The 18984-nt window shown below is 35.9% G+C and carries 17 protein-coding genes; 9 read left to right on the top strand and 8 right to left on the bottom strand.

What is annotated here, in order from left to right; genetic code table 11:
* Positions 1-15 precede the first annotated feature (15 nt).
* Positions 16-138, bottom strand: coding sequence for a cytochrome c oxidase subunit 2A (locus D0S48_RS03430; RefSeq protein WP_144536803.1), 123 nt, complete (start codon positions 136-138; stop codon positions 16-18).
* 306 nt (positions 139-444) lie between these two features.
* Positions 445-900: a chemotaxis protein CheX gene (locus D0S48_RS03425; protein ID WP_144536801.1), complete on the bottom strand. Its 456-nt coding sequence runs from the start codon at positions 898-900 to the stop codon at positions 445-447.
* Positions 901-1237: 337 nt separating this feature from the next.
* On the opposite strand from D0S48_RS03425, the gene D0S48_RS03420 reads away from it, so the two are divergent.
* Both D0S48_RS03420 and D0S48_RS03415 read left to right on the top strand, forming a co-directional pair.
* Positions 1238-4849 carry a dynamin family protein gene (locus D0S48_RS03420; RefSeq protein ID WP_151110108.1) on the top strand — a complete coding sequence of 1204 codons (3612 nt, stop codon included), beginning with the start codon at positions 1238-1240 and terminating at the stop codon, positions 4847-4849.
* Positions 4846-5661: a sulfurtransferase gene (locus D0S48_RS03415; protein WP_151110106.1), complete on the top strand. Its 816-nt coding sequence runs from the start codon at positions 4846-4848 to the stop codon at positions 5659-5661. The genes D0S48_RS03420 and D0S48_RS03415 overlap by 4 nt, the downstream gene beginning before the upstream one ends.
* A 117-nt stretch (positions 5662-5778) precedes the next feature.
* On the opposite strand, the gene D0S48_RS03410 is transcribed toward D0S48_RS03415, so the two are convergent.
* Positions 5779-6138, bottom strand: coding sequence for a hypothetical protein (locus tag D0S48_RS03410; RefSeq protein WP_144536795.1), 360 nt, complete (start codon positions 6136-6138; stop codon positions 5779-5781).
* A gap of 280 nt (positions 6139-6418) precedes the next feature.
* On the opposite strand from D0S48_RS03410, the gene D0S48_RS03405 reads away from it, so the two are divergent.
* Complete coding sequence (locus D0S48_RS03405; RefSeq protein ID WP_151110104.1) at positions 6419-6814, top strand: YhfM domain-containing protein; 396 nt, start codon at positions 6419-6421, stop codon at positions 6812-6814.
* A 441-nt stretch (positions 6815-7255) separates the two neighbouring features.
* On the top strand, positions 7256-8326 hold the full coding sequence (rlmN, locus tag D0S48_RS03400; RefSeq protein WP_144536791.1) for a dual-specificity RNA methyltransferase RlmN: 1071 nt from the start codon (positions 7256-7258) through the stop codon (positions 8324-8326).
* Positions 8327-8354: 28 nt separating this feature from the next.
* On the opposite strand, the gene ytzI is transcribed toward rlmN, so the two are convergent.
* The 3 genes from ytzI to ilvA form a co-directional block, all read right to left on the bottom strand.
* A complete protein-coding gene (gene ytzI, locus D0S48_RS03395; RefSeq protein WP_144537223.1) occupies positions 8355-8507 on the bottom strand; it encodes a YtzI protein in 153 nt (50 codons plus the stop codon).
* Positions 8508-8620: 113 nt separating this feature from the next.
* Positions 8621-10111: a catalase gene (locus tag D0S48_RS03390; protein ID WP_144536790.1), complete on the bottom strand. Its 1491-nt coding sequence runs from the start codon at positions 10109-10111 to the stop codon at positions 8621-8623.
* A 165-nt stretch (positions 10112-10276) separates the two neighbouring features.
* Positions 10277-11539 carry a threonine ammonia-lyase IlvA gene (ilvA, locus tag D0S48_RS03385; RefSeq protein ID WP_151110102.1) on the bottom strand — a complete coding sequence of 421 codons (1263 nt, stop codon included), beginning with the start codon at positions 11537-11539 and terminating at the stop codon, positions 10277-10279.
* Positions 11540-11753: 214 nt separating this feature from the next.
* Between ilvA and D0S48_RS03380 the strand changes: the two genes are divergently transcribed.
* From D0S48_RS03380 to D0S48_RS03360, 5 genes are all read left to right on the top strand, one after another.
* Positions 11754-12518: a DeoR/GlpR family DNA-binding transcription regulator gene (locus D0S48_RS03380; RefSeq protein ID WP_151110100.1), complete on the top strand. Its 765-nt coding sequence runs from the start codon at positions 11754-11756 to the stop codon at positions 12516-12518.
* Positions 12515-13822 carry a four-carbon acid sugar kinase family protein gene (locus D0S48_RS03375; RefSeq protein WP_151110098.1) on the top strand — a complete coding sequence of 436 codons (1308 nt, stop codon included), beginning with the start codon at positions 12515-12517 and terminating at the stop codon, positions 13820-13822. Before D0S48_RS03380 ends, D0S48_RS03375 begins: the two co-directional genes overlap by 4 nt.
* Positions 13819-14829: a 4-hydroxythreonine-4-phosphate dehydrogenase PdxA gene (pdxA, locus tag D0S48_RS03370; RefSeq protein ID WP_151110096.1), complete on the top strand. Its 1011-nt coding sequence runs from the start codon at positions 13819-13821 to the stop codon at positions 14827-14829. The genes D0S48_RS03375 and pdxA overlap by 4 nt, the downstream gene beginning before the upstream one ends.
* Before the next feature lie 70 nt (positions 14830-14899).
* On the top strand, positions 14900-16276 hold the full coding sequence (locus tag D0S48_RS03365) for a GntP family permease (protein ID WP_144536779.1): 1377 nt from the start codon (positions 14900-14902) through the stop codon (positions 16274-16276).
* Between the two features lie 379 nt (positions 16277-16655).
* Positions 16656-17204, top strand: a complete 549-nt coding sequence (locus tag D0S48_RS03360) for an NADPH-dependent FMN reductase (protein WP_191963862.1) — start codon at positions 16656-16658, stop codon at positions 17202-17204.
* A gap of 185 nt (positions 17205-17389) precedes the next feature.
* On the opposite strand, the gene lepB is transcribed toward D0S48_RS03360, so the two are convergent.
* Positions 17390-17947, bottom strand: coding sequence for a signal peptidase I (lepB, locus tag D0S48_RS03355; protein ID WP_151113690.1), 558 nt, complete (start codon positions 17945-17947; stop codon positions 17390-17392).
* A gap of 95 nt (positions 17948-18042) precedes the next feature.
* Positions 18043-18945 carry a glutamate biosynthesis transcriptional regulator GltC gene (locus D0S48_RS03350; protein ID WP_151110094.1) on the bottom strand — a complete coding sequence of 301 codons (903 nt, stop codon included), beginning with the start codon at positions 18943-18945 and terminating at the stop codon, positions 18043-18045.
* Between the last annotated feature and the right edge of the window lie 39 nt (positions 18946-18984).

Raw genomic sequence — 18984 nt, 5'->3', positions numbered from 1 at the left:
TTAACCTCCAATGATTTAAAATCTGTCAATAAATAAATAGAATGCCAGAAACCAAGTTACTAATATAAAGATCCCCACTACGCTAACAGATATTAACGTGCCCTTAAGTTCTGGTTCTTTATTGTGTTTTTTGGACATCAGTCGTACACCTCCAAAATATTCTTCTTTTTATCTATAGCTACATCATAAATTTAAATAATTATGTGTGATGTGATATTTCTCACACATACAAAGGTATTATGTGAAGATAATGTGAAATAAATTAAAAGTCATAGAAGTGGAAGGGAGATTAGTGAAGATAGTTGCAGTTCAGACTCTTGAGAAATAGAGTGCTAGCTAAAGATCTTATCCTTTAAATTAGCTCAAGGTCCTTAGGGATTGCCAAATAAAAAAGAATCCTTTATTTAAAAGGATTCTAAGTTTTATATGTATTCTTATTGATAGTTAGTCCTCGTCTATTGTAAGAATAATAGTCATAAGGCCTATGTCTTCGGTTTCTACAGGCAAGCGAAAGGCATGATGAAAACCAAATAGTTTACTCTTGCCAACAATGACAGTTGGCGGTGTAATATCAATCTCTAAACCTTCTTGGGCAACAGTAGTACACAAGTTGCCTGCAATCATATTCCCGAGTTCACCAGTAAAAGATTCGAGCATTTCGCCCTCGAGAGGCATGCCGAACATAGAGGCGCCAACGGAGGAGAAGAATTGGGAGGATGCATCAACAATAATTCTTCCCTTAATGTCTCCAACAATTCCAATGAGAACGCCCATCTCTTCCTGATCAAATGGTTGAATCATTAGTGTGGGAGACTTAAAACTAAGGTTAAGAGGAATAACAGACTTTAATGATTGAATGGTACCATTTAAAAGTGTTTTAATATGCTTGGAATTACCCATTTTATCCCCTCCTAATAGTAAAGATGAATCAATTTTATCATATTGTCTAGTTAAAAAGAATATATTTTGTAGTCAATTGTTGAAAAATGTGATAACATCTAAATGAGAATGAATATCAAGTTCAGTTGAGAGGGAGATTGTCATGGTATTTATATTAATTGGATCGACTGTAGTTATATACAGCGTAATAACAAAACACATTTTAAATTCTATTACACCGCAAACAAAATAATAGTAGTACAGTGATGACTTTGTGAACAATAAAGTCATCTTTTTTTATATTTTCTGATATGATATACATATTGTTTAAAGAATAAAAAGGGGAAATAAATTTCACATGAATCAATTAGAGGAATTACAGAAAATCAAAGAATCGAATGCTTTACTAGCGACAATTTTTAAACAAAACAATGATGAAGAGAGATATGCAAAATCAAAACTTTTTGCAGAAAAAATAGAAAAGGGAACATTTACAATTGCTTTTGCAGGTCATTTTTCAGCAGGTAAATCAAGTATGATTAATGCCCTTGTAGATGAACAGCTATTACCAACAAGTCCTATACCAACCTCTGCGAATATAGTTACGGTGAGCAAAGCGGACAAGAATTTTGCTATTGTCCACTTTGTAAATGATGCTCCGGTCAAATTCTCTGGGGAATATGATATTGGACAAGTAAAAAAATATTCCAAGGACGGGAGTAAAGTTTCTCAAATAGAAATTGGACATCAAACCTCGGAGCTTCCTAAAGGGATTATAGTTATGGACACACCGGGAGTGGATTCAACGGATGATGCACATCGTGTATCAACAGAGTCTGCATTACATCTAGCAGATATCGTGTTTTATGTAATGGATTATAATCATGTGCAATCCGAGCTGAATTTTCAATTTACTAAACAGTTGCTTCACTACAATGAAAATATTTATTTAATCGTAAATCAGATTGATAAACACAGAGAAGAGGAATTATCTTTCACTGAGTATAAACAATCTGTTTCTACAGCTTTCAATGCTTGGAATGTCGAGCCAAAGGATATCTTTTATACTTCATTAAAAAACAAAGAAATAGTACATAATGATTTTCAACAAGTTAGGCAGATCGTAAAAGAATCTATACTACATAAAGAAGAACTTTTCCTACGGTCAGCATCAGCTACTCTAAAAAAGCTAAAGGATGAACATATAAAATTTTTAGAAGAGGAAAAAAAAGACTTACAGCAGGAACTAAGTTATTTACTCACAGAAGAAGATTGGAGCAATGTTGAAGAAATATTAGATCAGCTGGAAACTTCAGAGAAGCAAATACAGCTCCAAGAGAGCGGTGCGTGGAAAAAGACATTTGAAACGAGCAGGAAGGCTATATTGGAAAACGCCTCAATTATGACTTATGAAATGCGTGACCTTTTAAAACAATATGCAGAAAGTAGGCAGGAGTCATTTAAGGTTGGTTTCATCGGAAGCAAGAAAAAAACAGAAGAAGAAAGAAAAAGAAGGTTAGCTGAAGCAATTCAGATGCTGGATAAAATTGTAGCTACTAATATTACTACACATATAAAAGATTTAATGAAGGGTCTTTTAAAGGATGTTAGCTTGTTAAATGAAGAAAAGGCAAACGAAATAAATAATATGTCCTTTTCTTTACCTGAGGAAATCATCGCAGACACTATGCATAGTGGGGCAAGTGTTACGGGTGATGCAATACTGAACTATGCTAATAGAGTAAATGATGCAGTTATTAGATATTATGTGAAGGAAACTGACCGATGGAAGGACGAAAATTCAAATTATATCGAACTAAATTCATCCAATCTAGATGTGCGGTTAGAGGATAAAACGAATGTTTTAAAGGAAAAGCAAGAAGCTATATTAAAAGTGTCTGATATAGAAGAAAAAATAGAAAATTTGGATAAGCAATTATCGACACCTTCGATCCAGTATAGGAAAGATAGAGATTATCTTCTTGATGAATGGGAGAAAGAACGCTTGTCCTTCGAGCGCTCTATAGTAGAGTACGTTGATAAAACTAGTGAAGAAACAGAAGTAATTTCCCCTGTATTAATAGAGGAAGAGATATTAGAGGAAAGTGCTACATTACCTTTAGATGAAGTAGTGCAAAGGGCAAACAAAATTGGAGAGATTTTATCGGAGCTTCCTGATTTTAAGGACTCCGCGTCTGTTATTAAGAAAAAGGCAATGCGTGTTCAAAACCAACAATTTACAATTGCTCTATTTGGTGCTTTTAGTGCAGGAAAATCAAGCTTTTCTAATGCCTTAATGGGAGCGGATGTTCTGCCGGTTTCTCCAAACCCTACAACCGCTGCCATCAATAAAATACATCCAGTTTCTAAAGAACATCTGCACAATACCGCTGATGTTACTTTAAAATCTAAAGAACAGTTACTCGATGATGTAAAGTTTGCCTTTTTACAATTGGGTAAAAACGTTATTTCATTAGAGGATGCATACGAAAAGGCTCCTTCTGCCTTAAGTGAATCAGCTGCAGAAGAAGTGCATAAGTCATTTGTGAATGCTTTCTACAAAGGATATCCTGATGTACGGAATCATCTAGGTGAGATACTAAATGTGGATAATCAAGAATTTTCTCTTTATGTGGCTGAGGAATCGAAAAGCTGTTTTGTTGATTACATTGACTTTTATTATGATTGTGAGTTAACTAGATTAGGCGTCACTTTAGTAGATACACCAGGTGCAGATTCCATCAATGCTAGACATACTGGTGTTGCGTTCGATTATATACGAAATGCAGATGCCGTTCTTTTTGTCACATACTTTAATCATGCTTTTGCAAAGGCTGATAGAGAATTTCTTATTCAGCTTGGTCGTGTTAAAGATTCCTTTGAACTAGATAAAATGTTTTTCATTGTAAACGCCATTGATCTTGCAAGCAACGAGGAAGAGGCTAACTTAGTTAAACAGTACGTAAAAGACGAACTGCAGCGATTTGGAATTCGATTTCCTAGGGTGTATGGAGTCTCTAGTCTTCAAGCTTTAAAAGAAAAGCAAAACAAAGAAAGACTTCATCAAGGCATGGAACATTTTGAAGAAGCATTCCATCATTTTTTGGAAAAAGATCTTAAACAAATTGCTATAACTTCATTAGAAGAGGAATCTAATCGACAAAAAAATAAATTGCTTTCTTTAATAGAACAAACGGAGGCTAACTTAGCTAGAAAAGATGAACGACTTTCTGAGCTTAGCGATCAGGAACTAAAAATAAGGAATCGTTATACTGAATACAAGTCTGTATCTTTAACTAAGGATGCGGTTCAGGAATTGGAATCCCTTCTTTTTTACGTATTACAACGTGTGTATTATCGATTCAACGAATTTTTTAAGGAAGCGTATAATCCTTCGCTTTTCTCTAATTATAATGCATCCACGGCTTTGGACTTAGCATTGAGGGATATTCTTCAAATGATTCGTTTTGATCTGGAGCAGGAAGTCCGTGTAACGAATTTCCGACTGCTACAATATATTCAAAAACAAATGACTCAAATAGATAAAGAAGAAATGCGAGTATTAAAGGAATGGAATGGGAGCTTAACTTATAGCCCTCATGAAAGTGAAGACTACGAATTACTAGAGTTTGTTGGCCCCTTTAAAGACAAAGACAAATATACTCATGTAAAATCATATTTTAAAAGTGCTAAGTCATTTTTTGAAAAAAATGAAAAAGAAAAACTAAGAGATGCTCTATCCGAGCAAACAAAAGTTGAGGCAGCTGCTTATTTAGATGATGAAAAAAAACGTTTAGTAAAATGGCTAACTATCTATGCAGAGAAGGAAGTAGAAAATGCTCGCTTAAAATGGTTAAATGAATCCTTAACTCAGTTGGAGGCAGAAAGAAGATTACTGGAGCAGGAAGAAACACTAGCTAAGTGGAAGGATATCTATAAGAAATTAGAGACTGGAGGTAACGAAAAATGACAAAGGTATTTATAGAGCTTTCAGAAATAGATATAAAGTCTTCAAGATTTATTGATACGCGCTTTATCTTGGGGGAACCTTCCGCAGGCTATGAAGCATTTAAAGAATGCCATGTGAGTGGAGCAGTTTATTGGGATCTTGAAAAAGACCTCTCTGATATGGACGATTTTAAAGGTAGACATCCGATGATTTCTAAGGAAAAAATGATTGAGCTTGTACAAAACTCAGGTTTAAATATAGATGATAAAATTATTATTTATGATCAAGGGGAAGCTCCTTTTGCATTAAGAGCTTATTTCTTGCTGGAATGGGCAGGATTTAAAAATGTAAGAGTTATACGCCAAAGCTTCGAAATGATAAAACAGCAACTTCCAATAACTGATGAAGTGACTCAATATACCAAGTCGAATATGACTCCACTTTGGAATGACGAAATTTATTTAACTATGGATGAAGTGCGAGATATTGCCAATGGAAAAAGGGACGGACAGTTAATTGATGCTCGTTCATCGCCTAGGTATCGGGGAGAAATAGAGCCTATTGATCATATAGCAGGTCATATTCCAACAGCAATAAATTACGACTGGGAGCAACTAAAGCGAGATGGTGCATTTTTGGAGCAAGAACTAATGGAATCTCAGCTAAGCAACCTTTCTAATAAGGATAAGCCGGTCATTGCATACTGTGGGAGCGGAGTAACGGCAGCTCCATTATACGCAAGCTTAAAAGAAGCTGGTTATAAGGATGTAAAATTGTATGTAGGTAGTTACAGTGACTGGATCCGAGAAAATGATGTAGAGAAATCTAACTAATAATAAAGAGACCATATCTTCTAGGGGATTGGTCTCTTTATTATTAGGTTTAATTTTTTGAAAAGCTTAAGATTTGTATTTAGATAATTTTATAGCTATTTACGACTTCTCTTGAGATCACTCTTTTTTAAACAGGTATTTTTTGTTTATATATGCTCCTTCACTGGTAACGATTACTTCTGCATATGGTATTCCAAATACAGTATAAGTGTTTAGAATAATATACGGTAGTTGTTCCTCTTCATCGATCTTATTACTATCAATCTCATATGAAACTACTAATAGCTGATCAAATGAATTTTGAAAAATATTATTAAATGTACCTAAGTTAAAATCATTCCACTCAGAATCATTATGTACGTTTGTATAAAGAAAACTGGTTGGTAAAAAAGCAATGAGACAAAAAATAAAAGATATTAACTTTAAAAATGCTTTGCCTGAACTATAATTTATCCTTCTTCGTTTACGGTACCTCATATTAAACAACTCCAATACTTGTTTTTAAACGCTATAGCAACTTATTCGAATTGTCCTGTAAACATGAATAAATTTAGTTCAGAGACCCATTGGTTAAATTATAAACGATATAAAATAAGGAGGAGTTTAGGTAAATTCATTCAAAATCGTAAGAAAATGAAACAATAAGGGATTAGCTACGTCTAACTTGACTAATTAAGAAAATTGGAAGGGAATGGTTGATCTTTGAGGAAGAAAATGGCCCTTTATTTATCAATGGTTTTTACTTCAGTCGTTCTTTTTGGCTGTCAATTCGAAGAAAGCACTGTTAAAAAAAACTAGCAGTCAGCAGTATTTAGAAGAAAATGAAAAATTGGAAATAGATGTAGAATTTTCTGTGGTTACCCTTACAATAATAAAAGAGGGTACATCAATTGTTTTTGATGATTACAATGCACTTGAGCAATTTAAAAGCATAATCTCAAGCGCGGTAAAAGAAAATGGAATCGTAAATATAGCCAATCCAGATTATTCTGTAGATATAATTAATGAAAATAAAGACAAACAGGTTTTACATCTTTGGTTAGGTGGAGCATTTGAAGAAAGTACCTTAATGATTACAAATGATACTCACACTATTTATATTCTTCCTGTTGAATCTACCAATAAGATATTGGATTTAATAGAACAGGTCTAAAAGATACTCTTTTAGCGGCAATAAGCTTTATCTCTTTACTATTATCCCCTTAACTAAAATATATTTTAGTTAAGGGGACAATTAGCTTTTTACCAATTAAACACGAACATTTGTCACTCCGTGGATTGGAACGACAGGCGGCGACTCCAGCGGGATGAGTGAAACAGATAAGACAGCACAAACGGGGCGAATGCCACGGTTATGGCTTATCACTCATCTCGTGGTCCGCCTAAAGTGGAAATCAAGTAAACTATACTCATTGTTAAGAATATTTTTGCTTAAGTTCGTCTAATATTATTTAAGTTAACAGAGTAGTTCGCTTGTTTTTGGAGAAACTAAATAATATCTTTTTAAGGGTATTTCATATATAATAAATTGTCGTATAAAAGAATTTGGTGTATAATAGGCGAATTGTATGTGTAAGAAAAGAGGGGCTAAATAATGAAAAAATCAATTTATGGTCTAACAAGAGATCAATTAATAGAGTGGTTAATGGAACATGGACAAAAGAAATTCCGTGCTGAACAGGTATGGGATTGGTTATATATTAAACGAGTACAGACCTTTGAGGAAATGACGAATGTTAATAAAGATTGTCTTAAGCTACTAGAAGATAACTTTGTAATCCAAACCTTGAAGGAAAATGTAAAACAAGAGTCTGCTGATGGAACGATTAAATTCCTTTTTGAAATGCAGGATGGAAATTTAATCGAAACAGTTTTAATGCGATTTAAATATGGCTTGTCTGTATGTGTAACAACACAAGTAGGCTGTAATATTGGCTGTAGTTTCTGTGCAAGTGGTCTGTTAAAGAAAAGCCGCGATCTAGATGCTGGAGAGATTGTTGGGCAAATTATGAAGGTACAGGAGCATTTAGACGAATTACAGAAGGATGAGCGCGTTAGCCACATCGTAGTAATGGGTATTGGTGAACCATTTGATAATTATAAAAACCTTATGAATTTCTTAAGAACAGTGAATGATCAAAAAGGTCTTGCTATCGGTGCGCGCCATATAACAGTTTCTACAAGTGGGTTAGCTAAGAAGATTATGGACTTTGCAAACGAAAATATTCAAGTTAACCTTGCAGTTTCCTTACACGCTCCAAATGACGAGCTTCGTTCTAAAATTATGGTTATCAATAAGGCGTTTCCAATTGAGAAAGTTATGGCTGCTGTTGACTATTATTTAGAAAAAACAAACCGTCGTATTACATTTGAATATATTCTTCTTAAAGATGTAAACGATCATGTTGAAGAAGCACAGCAATTGGCTAAGCTACTGGAAAATAAACGACATCTTTCTTATGTTAACTTGATTCCATACAATCCAGTTGACGAGCATGGCCAATACCAACGTAGCACAGAAAAGTCTATTAGTTCATTCTTCCAAACTTTAAAAAATAGCGGTATTAACTGTGGAGTGAGAATGGAACAGGGAACTGATATTGATGCTGCTTGTGGCCAATTACGTAGTAAACAAATTAAAAAAGAAAAAGCTGGAGCAAAATAATACACTTCCAATAAAAAACGCATCTTCCTTATTCAGGAGGATGCGTTTTTTTCTTTTTCTCTAATTCTGTTGGACGCTCGTCTATTGTATGTTTATAGGCATAGCCCTTGTTGATAGTGAAAATAGTTAAGGCAAGGACAATGATAAAGATGATGATTCCAATAACAATAACTGTAACTATGGGAATAACCTCCAAAAAATAAAGTATACACCCATATCATAGCACAATAAAGATGATGGAGGGAGAGGGGGCAATTACAAGAAAAAAGCTATCCCGAGGGATAGCTTTTTTCTTTATACTGTAGCAGTTACATTCATAACTTCTTCAATTTTTTCCCATGGAAGTTCCATTGCCGCAGCAACGCCTTTACCATAAGCTGGGTCTGCTTTATAGCAATGGATGATGTGGCGGATTTTAATGAAATCTTCTACACCATTCATATTACGTGCAGTGTTTTCAAATAATACTTGTTGTTTTTCTGGGGTCATTAGATTGAACAATTTACCTGGTTGTTCGAAATAATTGTCATCATCTTCACGGAATTCCCAAATACCAGCATCTCCTTGAAGTGCTAGACTAGGCTCTTTGAATTGAGGTTGTTCCTTCCATTGACCATAGCTGTTAGGCTCATAAGGTAATGTACTACCTAAGTTACCATCTACACGCATAGCACCATCTCTATGGAAAGAGTGTACAGGACATTTAGGTTTGTTAACAGGAATTTGGTGATGGTTAACACCTAGGCGGTAACGTTGAGCATCGCCATAAGAGAATAAACGACCTTGTAACATTCTATCAGGGGAGAAGCTAATACCAGGTACTACGTTAGCTGGTGTAAAAGCAGCTTGCTCTACTTCTGCAAAATAATTTTCAGGGTTACGGTTTAGTTCCCATTCACCAACTTCGATAAGTGGGAAGTCTTTTTTATACCAAACTTTTGTTAGATCAAAAGGATTATAAGGCATATTATTAGCTTGTTCTTCCGTCATTACCTGAATATACATTTTCCATTTAGGGAAATTACCAGCTTCGATATTGTCGTATAGGTCACGCTGATGACTTTCACGGTCAACACCAACCACTTCAACTGCTTCTTGATCAGTTAAGTTTTCAATACCTTGTTGAGAACGCATATGGAATTTAACCCAGACACGTTCATTGTTAGCATTAATCATACTGAATGTATGGCTACCAAATCCGTGCATGGTACGGTAAGATTTTGGAAGTCCTCTGTCACTCATTACGATTGTAACTTGGTGAAGTGCTTCCGGTAATGATGTCCAGAAATCCCAGTTACTATTAGCACTACGCATACCAGTACGTGGATCACGTTTAATAGCATGATTTAAATCTGGGAAATTAAGTGGATCACGGAAGAAGAATACTGGAGTGTTGTTACCAACTAAATCCCAGTTACCTTGCTCTGTATAGAAACGCATAGAGAATCCACGGATATCTCGTTCCGCATCTGCAGCTCCGCGTTCACCAGCTACAGTTGAGAAACGTACGAACATATCTGTTTCTTTACCAATTTCGGAGAATATACTAGCGCTAGTATATTGAGTAATATCATTAGTCACAGTAAATTTACCGTAAGCACCTGAACCTTTTGCGTGCATACGACGCTCTGGAATTACTTCTCTATCAAAGTGTGCTAGTTTTTCTAATAACCATACGTCTTGTAGTAAAAGAGGACCTCTTCTACCAGCAGATTGTGAGTTTTGGTTATCTACTACTGGTGCGCCAGCTGCAGTTGTCAGCTTATTGTTTTGTTTTTCAGTCATTCTTTTTCCCCCTAGATTAGAATCTTTATAATACAAGAATTATTATATCAAAGGGTGGGGGAGAATGCTAGAATTTGAATGTAACTTTTTATTATTCTTATAGGAATGTGAGCATTATTAGGCAATAGAAAACTTTCTAAAACGCTGATATAGTTGGATTCTCACTTAAATTAATAGGTCAAAAAGTGTGCTATCTTTATTAACTTCCTTAAAGAAAAAGCCATTCTCATTCATACGTGAGAGAAGCTCTAAATAATCCTCTCTTCTTTTTAATTCAATGCCGACTAACGCCGGTCCACTTTCTTTGTTGTTCTTTTTGGTATATTCAAAGGTGGTGATATCATCGTCTGGACCCAGTACTTTATCAAGAAATTGTCTTAATGCACCAGCTCTTTGTGGAAAGCTGACGATAAAGTAATATAAGAGCCCTTCATGTATTAACGATTTTTCCTTAATCTCTTGCATCCTACCTATGTCATTATTTCCTCCACTAATAATACATACGACGGACTTACCTTTTATTTGTTCCTTATGAGAATCAAGTGCTGCAATTGATAATGCCCCTGCAGGCTCTGCGATAATAGCGTGTTTATTGTATAAGCTCAAAATAGTTGTGCATACCTTCCCTTCTGGGACAAGGGTGATGTCATCCACATATTTAGAAACAATCTCGTAGTTTAGCTTTCCTACACACTTAACAGCTGCCCCATCAACGAATTTATCAATTGCATCAAGAACAATTGGGCCTTTGTTAGCTATGGCAGCTTTCATACTTGCAGCTCCTGAAGGCTCGACACCGATAATTTTAGTGTTGGGGGATAGGTTCTTTATATAAGAAGAAACTCCAGAGATGAGACCACCACCACCAATACTAGAAAAAACATAATCAAGCTCCTCTTCAATATCATTCATAATCTCCACAGCCACTGTACCTTGACCAGCAATGATATCTAGATCATCAAATGGATGAATAAACAAACGGCCTTCTTGTTCTGCATAAGTAGTTGCAGTACTAGCGGAGTCATCAAATGTATCCCCAGCTAGGATAATTTCTGCGTATTGCCGGCCAAACATTTTTACCTGCTCAATTTTTTGACTAGGAGTGGTTAGAGGCATAAATATTTTAGCGGAAATACCTAAGTGAGCACAGGCATAAGCGACTCCTTGGGCGTGATTACCTGCACTAGCACAGACTATTCCTTGCTTTCGAGCGATCTCTTCAATGGTTTTAATTTTATAATAAGCACCGCGGAGTTTAAACGAACGAACATGTTGTAAATCTTCGCGTTTAAAGTAAATATTTGCTTCATATTTTTCAGATAGATAGTCGTTTTTTTGAAGAGGTGTATGTATAACTACCTCTTTAAGAAATTGGTGCGCTTTTAGCACATCTTCAATTTGAAGTGTTTTGATATCTGCCATTTGCATGATATGACCTCCTAAATCTAATTATCAGTATATTTTAACACACTACAGTGATAAACCCACGATTTATTTTTGATAATTCTAAATAATAAAACACTAAGGGTGTTTTACATTACCTATTTTTGATAATTTCAAACATATTTTATTGACAAAAATGTTCGATTAGAACATAATATGTTCATAGTTAACATTTTATTTGTATTTAGGGGATGAATTCATGCTTCCAATTAACAGAAAAAAGAAAATTATCGATGAGCTTTCTATTAAGGGGAAGGTTGAAATCTTAGAACTTGTAGAGCTTTTAGGAGTTTCTGCAATGACTATACGAAGAGATTTAGACGAATTAGAAAAGCAGAAAAAATTGATAAGAACACATGGTGGTGCTGCGCTACCTCAAGCGATAATAGGGGAACAATCATATGAACAAAAGCTTTCAGAAGCTCATATACAAAAGAAAGAGATTGCACAAATTGCCGTTGGCTTAGTAAAAGACGGTATGAGGATTTTGTTGGATTCAGGAACAACTACATTAGAAATTGCAAGGCTATTGAAATCACGGACGAATATCACAGTAGTTACAAATGATATTAAGATTGCTGCTGAATTAACAGATTCTAATTTAGAAGTTATTTTACTTGGTGGAAAGATCCAGAATGGTGTCGGTGCAATACTTGGATCCTACGCTGAGCAAATGCTAAAAAACATACATGTAGATATTCTGTTCCTTGGAGCACATGCTGTGCATGCTTCTCTCGGTATATCTTCTGCAACTTTCGAGAAAGCATCTATCAAAAAAGAGATGATAAACGTAAGCGAGGCGGTTTACCTAACTGTAGATGCACATAAATTTGGGAAAAAAGCATTTGCTAAAATAGCTGGTGTGGATTCGGTAACAGGAATTATAACGGATAGCACTATTTCTAAGGAAGTAGAAGAGATTTATAAGGAGAAATCTACTTTTATAAAGGGAGTGACAAAGTGAAGATAGGCATTATTGCAGATGATTTAACAGGAGCAAATGCTACTGGAGTCCTCCTGGCAAAAAATGGTTTCACGAGTGCTACAGTTGTTTTTGGTGGAGAGGTGCCATTAAATAGTGATTTTACCTCTATTAGCATAGATACAGATAGTAGATATTGTTCTCCTTCTAATGCAGAAGAACGTGTTTTGAAGGCATATGAGCAACTAACAATTTGGGGAGCAAGTGTTATTGGTAAACGAATTGATAGTACTGTGAGAGGTAATCTCGGAGTAGAGACCGATGTTTTACTGAATGCCATCGGTGGAAACTCCGTAGCGGTTGTTGTTGCTTCTTACCCAGATTCAGGTCGAGTAGTTTCAGGTGGCTATCTTTTAGTGGATGGGGTACCTGTGGAAGCAACTGATGTCGCTAAAGATCCTATGAATCCAATAAGTATCTCTCATGTCCCTACTATTATGGAAAACCAAAGCCGACTTCCTGTTTGTCATGTGGGGCTTGGCACAGTTTTAAAGGGTAAAGAGGCAATACAATTACAGTTAATGAAGCAAATTGAAGCGATGAATCGCATTATAGTAGTAGATGCAGTGACAAATGAAGAAATTGATAATATTGCCGAGGCGATGGCTTCCATAGATGGAATTCATTTTATCCCCGTAGACCCAGGTCCACTCTCTGCCTCTTTTGGAAGAATGAAAGCCCATCAACATGTTCAAACAAATAAATTCATCGTGACTGTTGGTAGTATTACTCCATTAACTGGTAGACAGCTGAATTATTTAATTGATAAGAAAAATGCAGATCCAGTATATGTGCGTGCTAGCGCTTTAGCATCGGTAAGTAGTTCCTGGGAGAAAGAAATTGATCGTGCAACGGAAGAAGCATTGAATAAACTAGAGGTGCAAGAAGTATTAATCATTACTACCTATGCGCCTGGAACAGAAAAGCTGAACCTAGCCGATATAGCATTGAAAGAGGGCGTTACGGAAGAAAAACTGGCTAAGCGTTTAACAGAGGGGCTTGCTAGAGTAACTAACAATGTGGTTCAGCAAACAAAACATCAAATAGATGGTACTTTCTCCAGTGGAGGAGATGTAACGGCAGCTATTTGTGCTGTGAGTGATGCTGCAGCGATAGGCTTGCAGGATGAAGTGATTCCCTTAGCTGCTTATGGCCATTTTATAGGGGGTACATTTGATGGTATTCCCGTGATTACTAAGGGCGGGATGGTAGGAGATAAATATTCTATCTACAAATGTGTAAGATTTTTAACAAACAAAAAAGAAGAAGGAAGTGTTCTAATATGACAACACGAGAAATTATTGCAATACCTATGGGAGATGCAGCAGGGATCGGACCAGAAATTACAGTGAAATCTTTAGCTAAAGAAGAGATTTATTCTATGTGTAAACCACTAGTTGTAGGTGACGCTAAAATTATTCGTAAAGCAATTGAAGTTACTGGGGTGGACTTAAATGTAAACGTGGTTGCCTCTCCAATAGATGGTTCTTATAAATTTGGAACAATTGATATTATTGATTTGAATAATATTGATTTAGAATCTTTTGAACCTGGAAGCGTTTCTGCTCAAAATGGACAAGCGGCATTCGAATTTATCAAACGATCAGTGGAATTAGCTATGGCTGGGGAAGTTAAAGCATTGGCAACAACTCCTATCAACAAAGAATCTTTAAAAGCAGCTAATGTTCCTTACATTGGCCATACGGAAATGCTAGAAGACCTTGGTGGCTCTCCGGATCCATTAACAATGTTCCAAGTAAATGGTATGCGTATTTTCTTCTTAACTCGCCACTTATCTGTTGCTGACGCTATTAAACAAATGACTAAAGAGCGTGTACGCGATTATTTGAACAGATGTGACCAAGCTTTACAGCGTTTAGGTGTGGAAGCTCGTAAATTAGCTGTTGCTGGGTTAAATCCCCACGCAGGTGAGGGTGGTTTGTTTGGGATGGAAGAAGTAGAAGAGATTAAACCAGGCGTCGAGCTTGCTAAAGCAGACGGAATTGATGCATATGGACCAGTTCCTGCTGACTCCGTATTCTTCCAAGCACTTAATGGAAAATATGATGCGGTTCTTTCCTTATATCACGATCAAGGCCATATTGCAGCGAAAATGACCGATTTCCATCGTACTATTTCTATTACGAACGGTCTACCATTCTTGCGCACTTCTGTAGACCACGGGACCGCGTTTGATATTGCATGGAAAAACATTGCATCAGAAGTGAGTATGTTTGAGTGTATCAAGCTTGCTGCAGAATATGCGCCTAAATTTACTCGTGAGTCTTTGTAAGTTTTGTAATTCTAGAAAAGGGGATTCCCCTTTTCTATTTAAATATACATAATTGAAAGGGGTTTCAAGAATGGGTTTAGAAATGCAAATGTTGTTGGGGTTAGTTATTGGTGTAACGGTTTTAATTTTGCTTGTGTTAAAAACTAAAATTCATGCTTTTTTAGCGTTGCTAATTGCAGCTTCTGTAACTGGGCTTATTGGAGGAATGGAGCCTTTAAAGGTAGTTAACTCTATAACTTCTGGTTTTGGTAACACGCTAGCTTCTATAGGGATCGTTGTAGGGCTAGGGGTAATGATGGGGAGGATTTTAGAAGTAACGGGAGCCGCTGAAAAGCTAGCTTACACGTTAATTCGAGTAGTTGGAAAGAAGAAGGAAGAATGGGCAATGGCCATTGCTGGTTATTTCGTATCTATTCCTATTTTTGTAGATTCGGCCTTCGTCATTTTAAATCCTTTAGTAAAGTCATTATCACGTAAAACAGGGAAATCTGTAGTTACATTGGGGATTGCATTAGCGATAGGGTTAGCAGCAACTCACCATGCGGTTCCACCTACTCCAGGTCCTTTAGGAGTAGCGGGTATTTTTGGAGTAGATATAGGTGAAATGATCTTCTGGGGATTAATATTTGCTATTCCGATAATTATAATAGGTGTTCTTTATGCAAAATGGATTGGAAAAAGAATATATCAAGTTCCAGAAGAAGATGGAGAAGGATTTATTCGTAAAGATTCATCTGAAATGGTATACAATGATTTTTTAGCAGCTTCTGCTGACAGAGAAAAAGAGCTACCATCGTTTTTCAAATCTTTTTTACCGATATTATTGCCAATCATATTAATATTCTTAAATACTACATTAACAGCTTTAGAAGTAACAGGTGGGTTCTGGGATTATGTACTATTCTTAGGACAACCAATTATCGCTTTAGCACTTGGGTTAGTTGCCGCAATTTATGGATTGGCTAATCAAATGAAAAAAGAAGAGGCTTTAGAGAGAATGGAAGAAGGAATGACTACGGCGGGTATCATCCTTTTAGTTACAGGTGCTGGTGGTGCATTAGGAACAGTATTGCGTGACAGTGGCACAGGGGACTATTTAGCTGAAATAATTGCTGGATTGCCTTTGCCTGCTATATTAGTGCCTTTCTTTATAGCGTCTATTGTACGATTAATACAAGGTAGTGGGACTGTTGCTATGATTACAGCAGCTTCAATCTCTGCTCCAATTTTAGCCAATCTTGACGTTAATCTAGCCTTAGCGGCTCAAGCGGCGGCACTAGGTGCAATGTTATTTTCTTACTTCAATGATTCACTGTTCTGGGTTGTTAACCGTATGTTAGGAATCACTAAACTAAAAGAACAAATTCTAGTATGGTCCGTACCTACAACCATTGCTTGGGGTACCTCTTTAATCATGCTAATCATCGCCAATGCCATAGTAGGCTAATAGAATACTAGAACATCGCTTCTTATATTTTATGTGTCTGGTATAATTCAAGTGTTTGGTATATTACAGGTGCCTGGCACCTGTAATATAAACAAATTATTTTAATATACAAACGCTAATATTCTAATATAATATAGTTGCAATTCTCGTAATAAATACGCTTAAAAAAGGATTTTTTCTTTAATAGAGGAAGTTAGTTGCAAATAGAGTAGAAAAAAATAGAAACTTTTATTTCAATAGTGTTACAGGTGCCTGGCACCTGTAACACTATTTTTATGAGCAAATTTTCAGCATATTTTAGTGGGTGCGTGATATACTAACAAAATGATTTGGGTTTGAAATTTTTGCATGATTTTTAATAGTTTTAGGAGGAATGGATATGTCAATCAAGGTGGCAGCTATTATTGGTAGTAACAGAAAAGAGTCTTACAATCGTAAATTAGTGGAGTATATGAAGAAGCGTTATGAAGATAAGTTAGTTATTGAGCTTGTTTCTATTAATGAAATAGAAATGTTTAATGCTGATATTGAGAATGATCCTCCGCAAGGTGCGATTGAATTCAAAAAGAACGTTCGTAATGCGGATGCGGTGCTTTTTGCGGTACCAGAATATAATTTCTCTATTCCGGGTGCTTTAAAAAATGCAATAGATTGGTTATCACGTAGTGGAAATGATTTAGTTGGTAAACCAACTTTCATCATCGGTTCTTCTATGGGTGTTCTAGGTAGCGTTCGAGCTCAAATGCATCTTCGTGAGATATTATCTAATCCGAATCTCCAACCACAGCTACTTCCAGGAAACGAAGTGTATGTAGGGGCAATTCATACAAAATTGAATGAAGATAATGAAGTGACTGATCAAGCAACAGTCGATTTTCTAGATAAAGTAGTAAATAATTTCAGCGAATTTTATAACAAAGTTAAATAAGAGTAAAAAGGGGAGAAAATCATCAATGATTTTCTCCCTTTTAATATATAAAGCATATTTTGGTCTCTGTTATAATTTTTATTTAGCTTTTTACGCAATTGCTTGCCAGGGTGCTTAGGAGCTTAGTCTTTCTCATTTTGGAAGCCTTGCAATGCAAAAATCTTGTATACTCAGCTCTAGGTCTATTATTTAATATAGCTAAAATTTTCTAAAGGATAAATTGTCATGTTCACCTTTCCTAAAACGATATCAATAGGTACAAATCCGACACTGGGATTTCTGCTATCGTTGCTGAAACGCCGATTGTCCCCTAGGACGAACAAGGAACCCTCTGGTACGACTACTTCTCCCAAATATTCTTCAAGTGTAAAGTCCTCCGTGAGCGTGCCATTATCTAATAACTCTTTTTTAAATTCATCTAAATATGGCTCATCGAACTTAGTCCCGTTTATTAAAAGCTCATCGTTTTTATAAGAAATATGGTCTCCAGGAATGCCTATAACTCGCTTAATATAATTAGTGTCCGCATCCACTTTAAAAACAATTACATCAAATCGCTCGTAGTCACTTAATTTCGGCCCTATTTTATTGACCATGACTTTGTCACCACTTTCAAAAGTGGGGAGCATAGAGGCACCTTCTACTTCGATAGGTGTAAACAAAAAATATCGAATTCCAAAAGCAAATATAACAGCAATTCCAATCGCTCTAAACCACTCCCAAAACTCACTTTTACCATTCATCTCTTTCAAATTATTCCCTCACATTCTTCCATTATTATTAGCTTTATTTTACCATGAAAATATAAATTATAGAAAAAATAACCTGTTTGAGTACATTATTGATATTGGTTAAGCAATTTGAAAAACTTCACAGTAAAATCATGAAATACCTTCTCAGATGGGGATAAATCCCTCGTGACCGGGCTAATCATGCCAACTGTTCTTTGAAGGGGAGGAGAATACAGTGGGATTTTAACCGTAAACCTAGGAATAGAGTCATAAAAGGTGCTATCAGGCAAAAGTGTTATACCGATCCCAGCGGCAACCAATCCCTTAATAGCATCCATGTCCTCACCCTCTGAGGAACTTTTAGGTGTAAATCCAAGTGAATTACATGCGTCTATTATAATCTTATGTAATACAAATCCCTTAGGGAATAAAACAAAGTCCTCATTTCGCAAATCAATCAAGGGAACCTTCTCCTTCTTTGCTAAAGGGTGATTTACAGGAACTAGCACGGAAAAGTTTTCCGTAAACAATATGGTGGTATTAATAGAATAATCTTTCGGAGGGAGCGGTCCTAAAAATGCTATATTAATTTCTCGATTTTTTACTGCATCTATTAAATAATCATAAGAGCCTTGTCTTAATTGGAAAGCCACATTCGGATGCTCTTTTTTAAAGGCAGAAATAACGGTCGGTAATAAATGGCCGGCTAAACTAGTGGGGAAACCGATTTTAATAGTCCCTTTTTCAGGATCCAAATATTCGTCAATTTGTTTTTTTGCATAGTCTATAGCTTGAAGAGCTGAAAGGCTATGCTCTAAAAAGATCTTCCCTATTGGTGTCAATTTAACATTGCGACCTATTCGCTCAAATAATTCTACTCCCAACTCATTCTCTAAATTAGCTATTTGTCTGCTAACCGCAGACTGAGCAACATGTAAATGTATCGCCGCTTCCGAAATATGTTCTCGTTCTGCGACTTCTTTAAAGTATCTTAATTGCCTTATTTCCATAGTTTTCTCCTAACCTATCTCAAAAGTAGATTGTTTATA

It is taken from the genome of Psychrobacillus sp. AK 1817, from assembly GCF_008807035.1.
GTDB classification, from domain to species: Bacteria; Bacillota; Bacilli; order Bacillales_A; family Planococcaceae; genus Psychrobacillus; species Psychrobacillus faecigallinarum.
This window is presented reverse-complemented; position numbering and strand designations above follow the sequence as displayed.

What these genes read in the sequence shown, in the direction of transcription:
- D0S48_RS03350 (WP_151110094.1), bottom strand. Translation starts at nt 18,945, where the DNA reads ATGGAAATAAGGCAATTAAGATACTTTAAAGAAGTCGCAGAACGAGAA.
- D0S48_RS03430 (WP_144536803.1), bottom strand. Translation starts at nt 138, where the DNA reads ATGTCCAAAAAACACAATAAAGAACCAGAACTTAAGGGCACGTTAATA.
- D0S48_RS03425 (WP_144536801.1), bottom strand. Translation starts at nt 900, where the DNA reads ATGGGTAATTCCAAGCATATTAAAACACTTTTAAATGGTACCATTCAA.
- lepB (WP_151113690.1), bottom strand. Translation starts at nt 17,947, where the DNA reads ATGAATGGTAAAAGTGAGTTTTGGGAGTGGTTTAGAGCGATTGGAATT.
- pdxA (WP_151110096.1), top strand. Translation starts at nt 13,819, where the DNA reads ATGACAACACGAGAAATTATTGCAATACCTATGGGAGATGCAGCAGGG.
- D0S48_RS03380 (WP_151110100.1), top strand. Translation starts at nt 11,754, where the DNA reads ATGCTTCCAATTAACAGAAAAAAGAAAATTATCGATGAGCTTTCTATT.
- D0S48_RS03415 (WP_151110106.1), top strand. Translation starts at nt 4,846, where the DNA reads ATGACAAAGGTATTTATAGAGCTTTCAGAAATAGATATAAAGTCTTCA.
- ilvA (WP_151110102.1), bottom strand. Translation starts at nt 11,539, where the DNA reads ATGCAAATGGCAGATATCAAAACACTTCAAATTGAAGATGTGCTAAAA.
- rlmN (WP_144536791.1), top strand. Translation starts at nt 7,256, where the DNA reads ATGAAAAAATCAATTTATGGTCTAACAAGAGATCAATTAATAGAGTGG.
- D0S48_RS03360 (WP_191963862.1), top strand. Translation starts at nt 16,656, where the DNA reads ATGTCAATCAAGGTGGCAGCTATTATTGGTAGTAACAGAAAAGAGTCT.
- D0S48_RS03390 (WP_144536790.1), bottom strand. Translation starts at nt 10,111, where the DNA reads ATGACTGAAAAACAAAACAATAAGCTGACAACTGCAGCTGGCGCACCA.
- D0S48_RS03410 (WP_144536795.1), bottom strand. Translation starts at nt 6,138, where the DNA reads ATGAGGTACCGTAAACGAAGAAGGATAAATTATAGTTCAGGCAAAGCA.
- D0S48_RS03420 (WP_151110108.1), top strand. Translation starts at nt 1,238, where the DNA reads ATGAATCAATTAGAGGAATTACAGAAAATCAAAGAATCGAATGCTTTA.
- D0S48_RS03365 (WP_144536779.1), top strand. Translation starts at nt 14,900, where the DNA reads ATGGGTTTAGAAATGCAAATGTTGTTGGGGTTAGTTATTGGTGTAACG.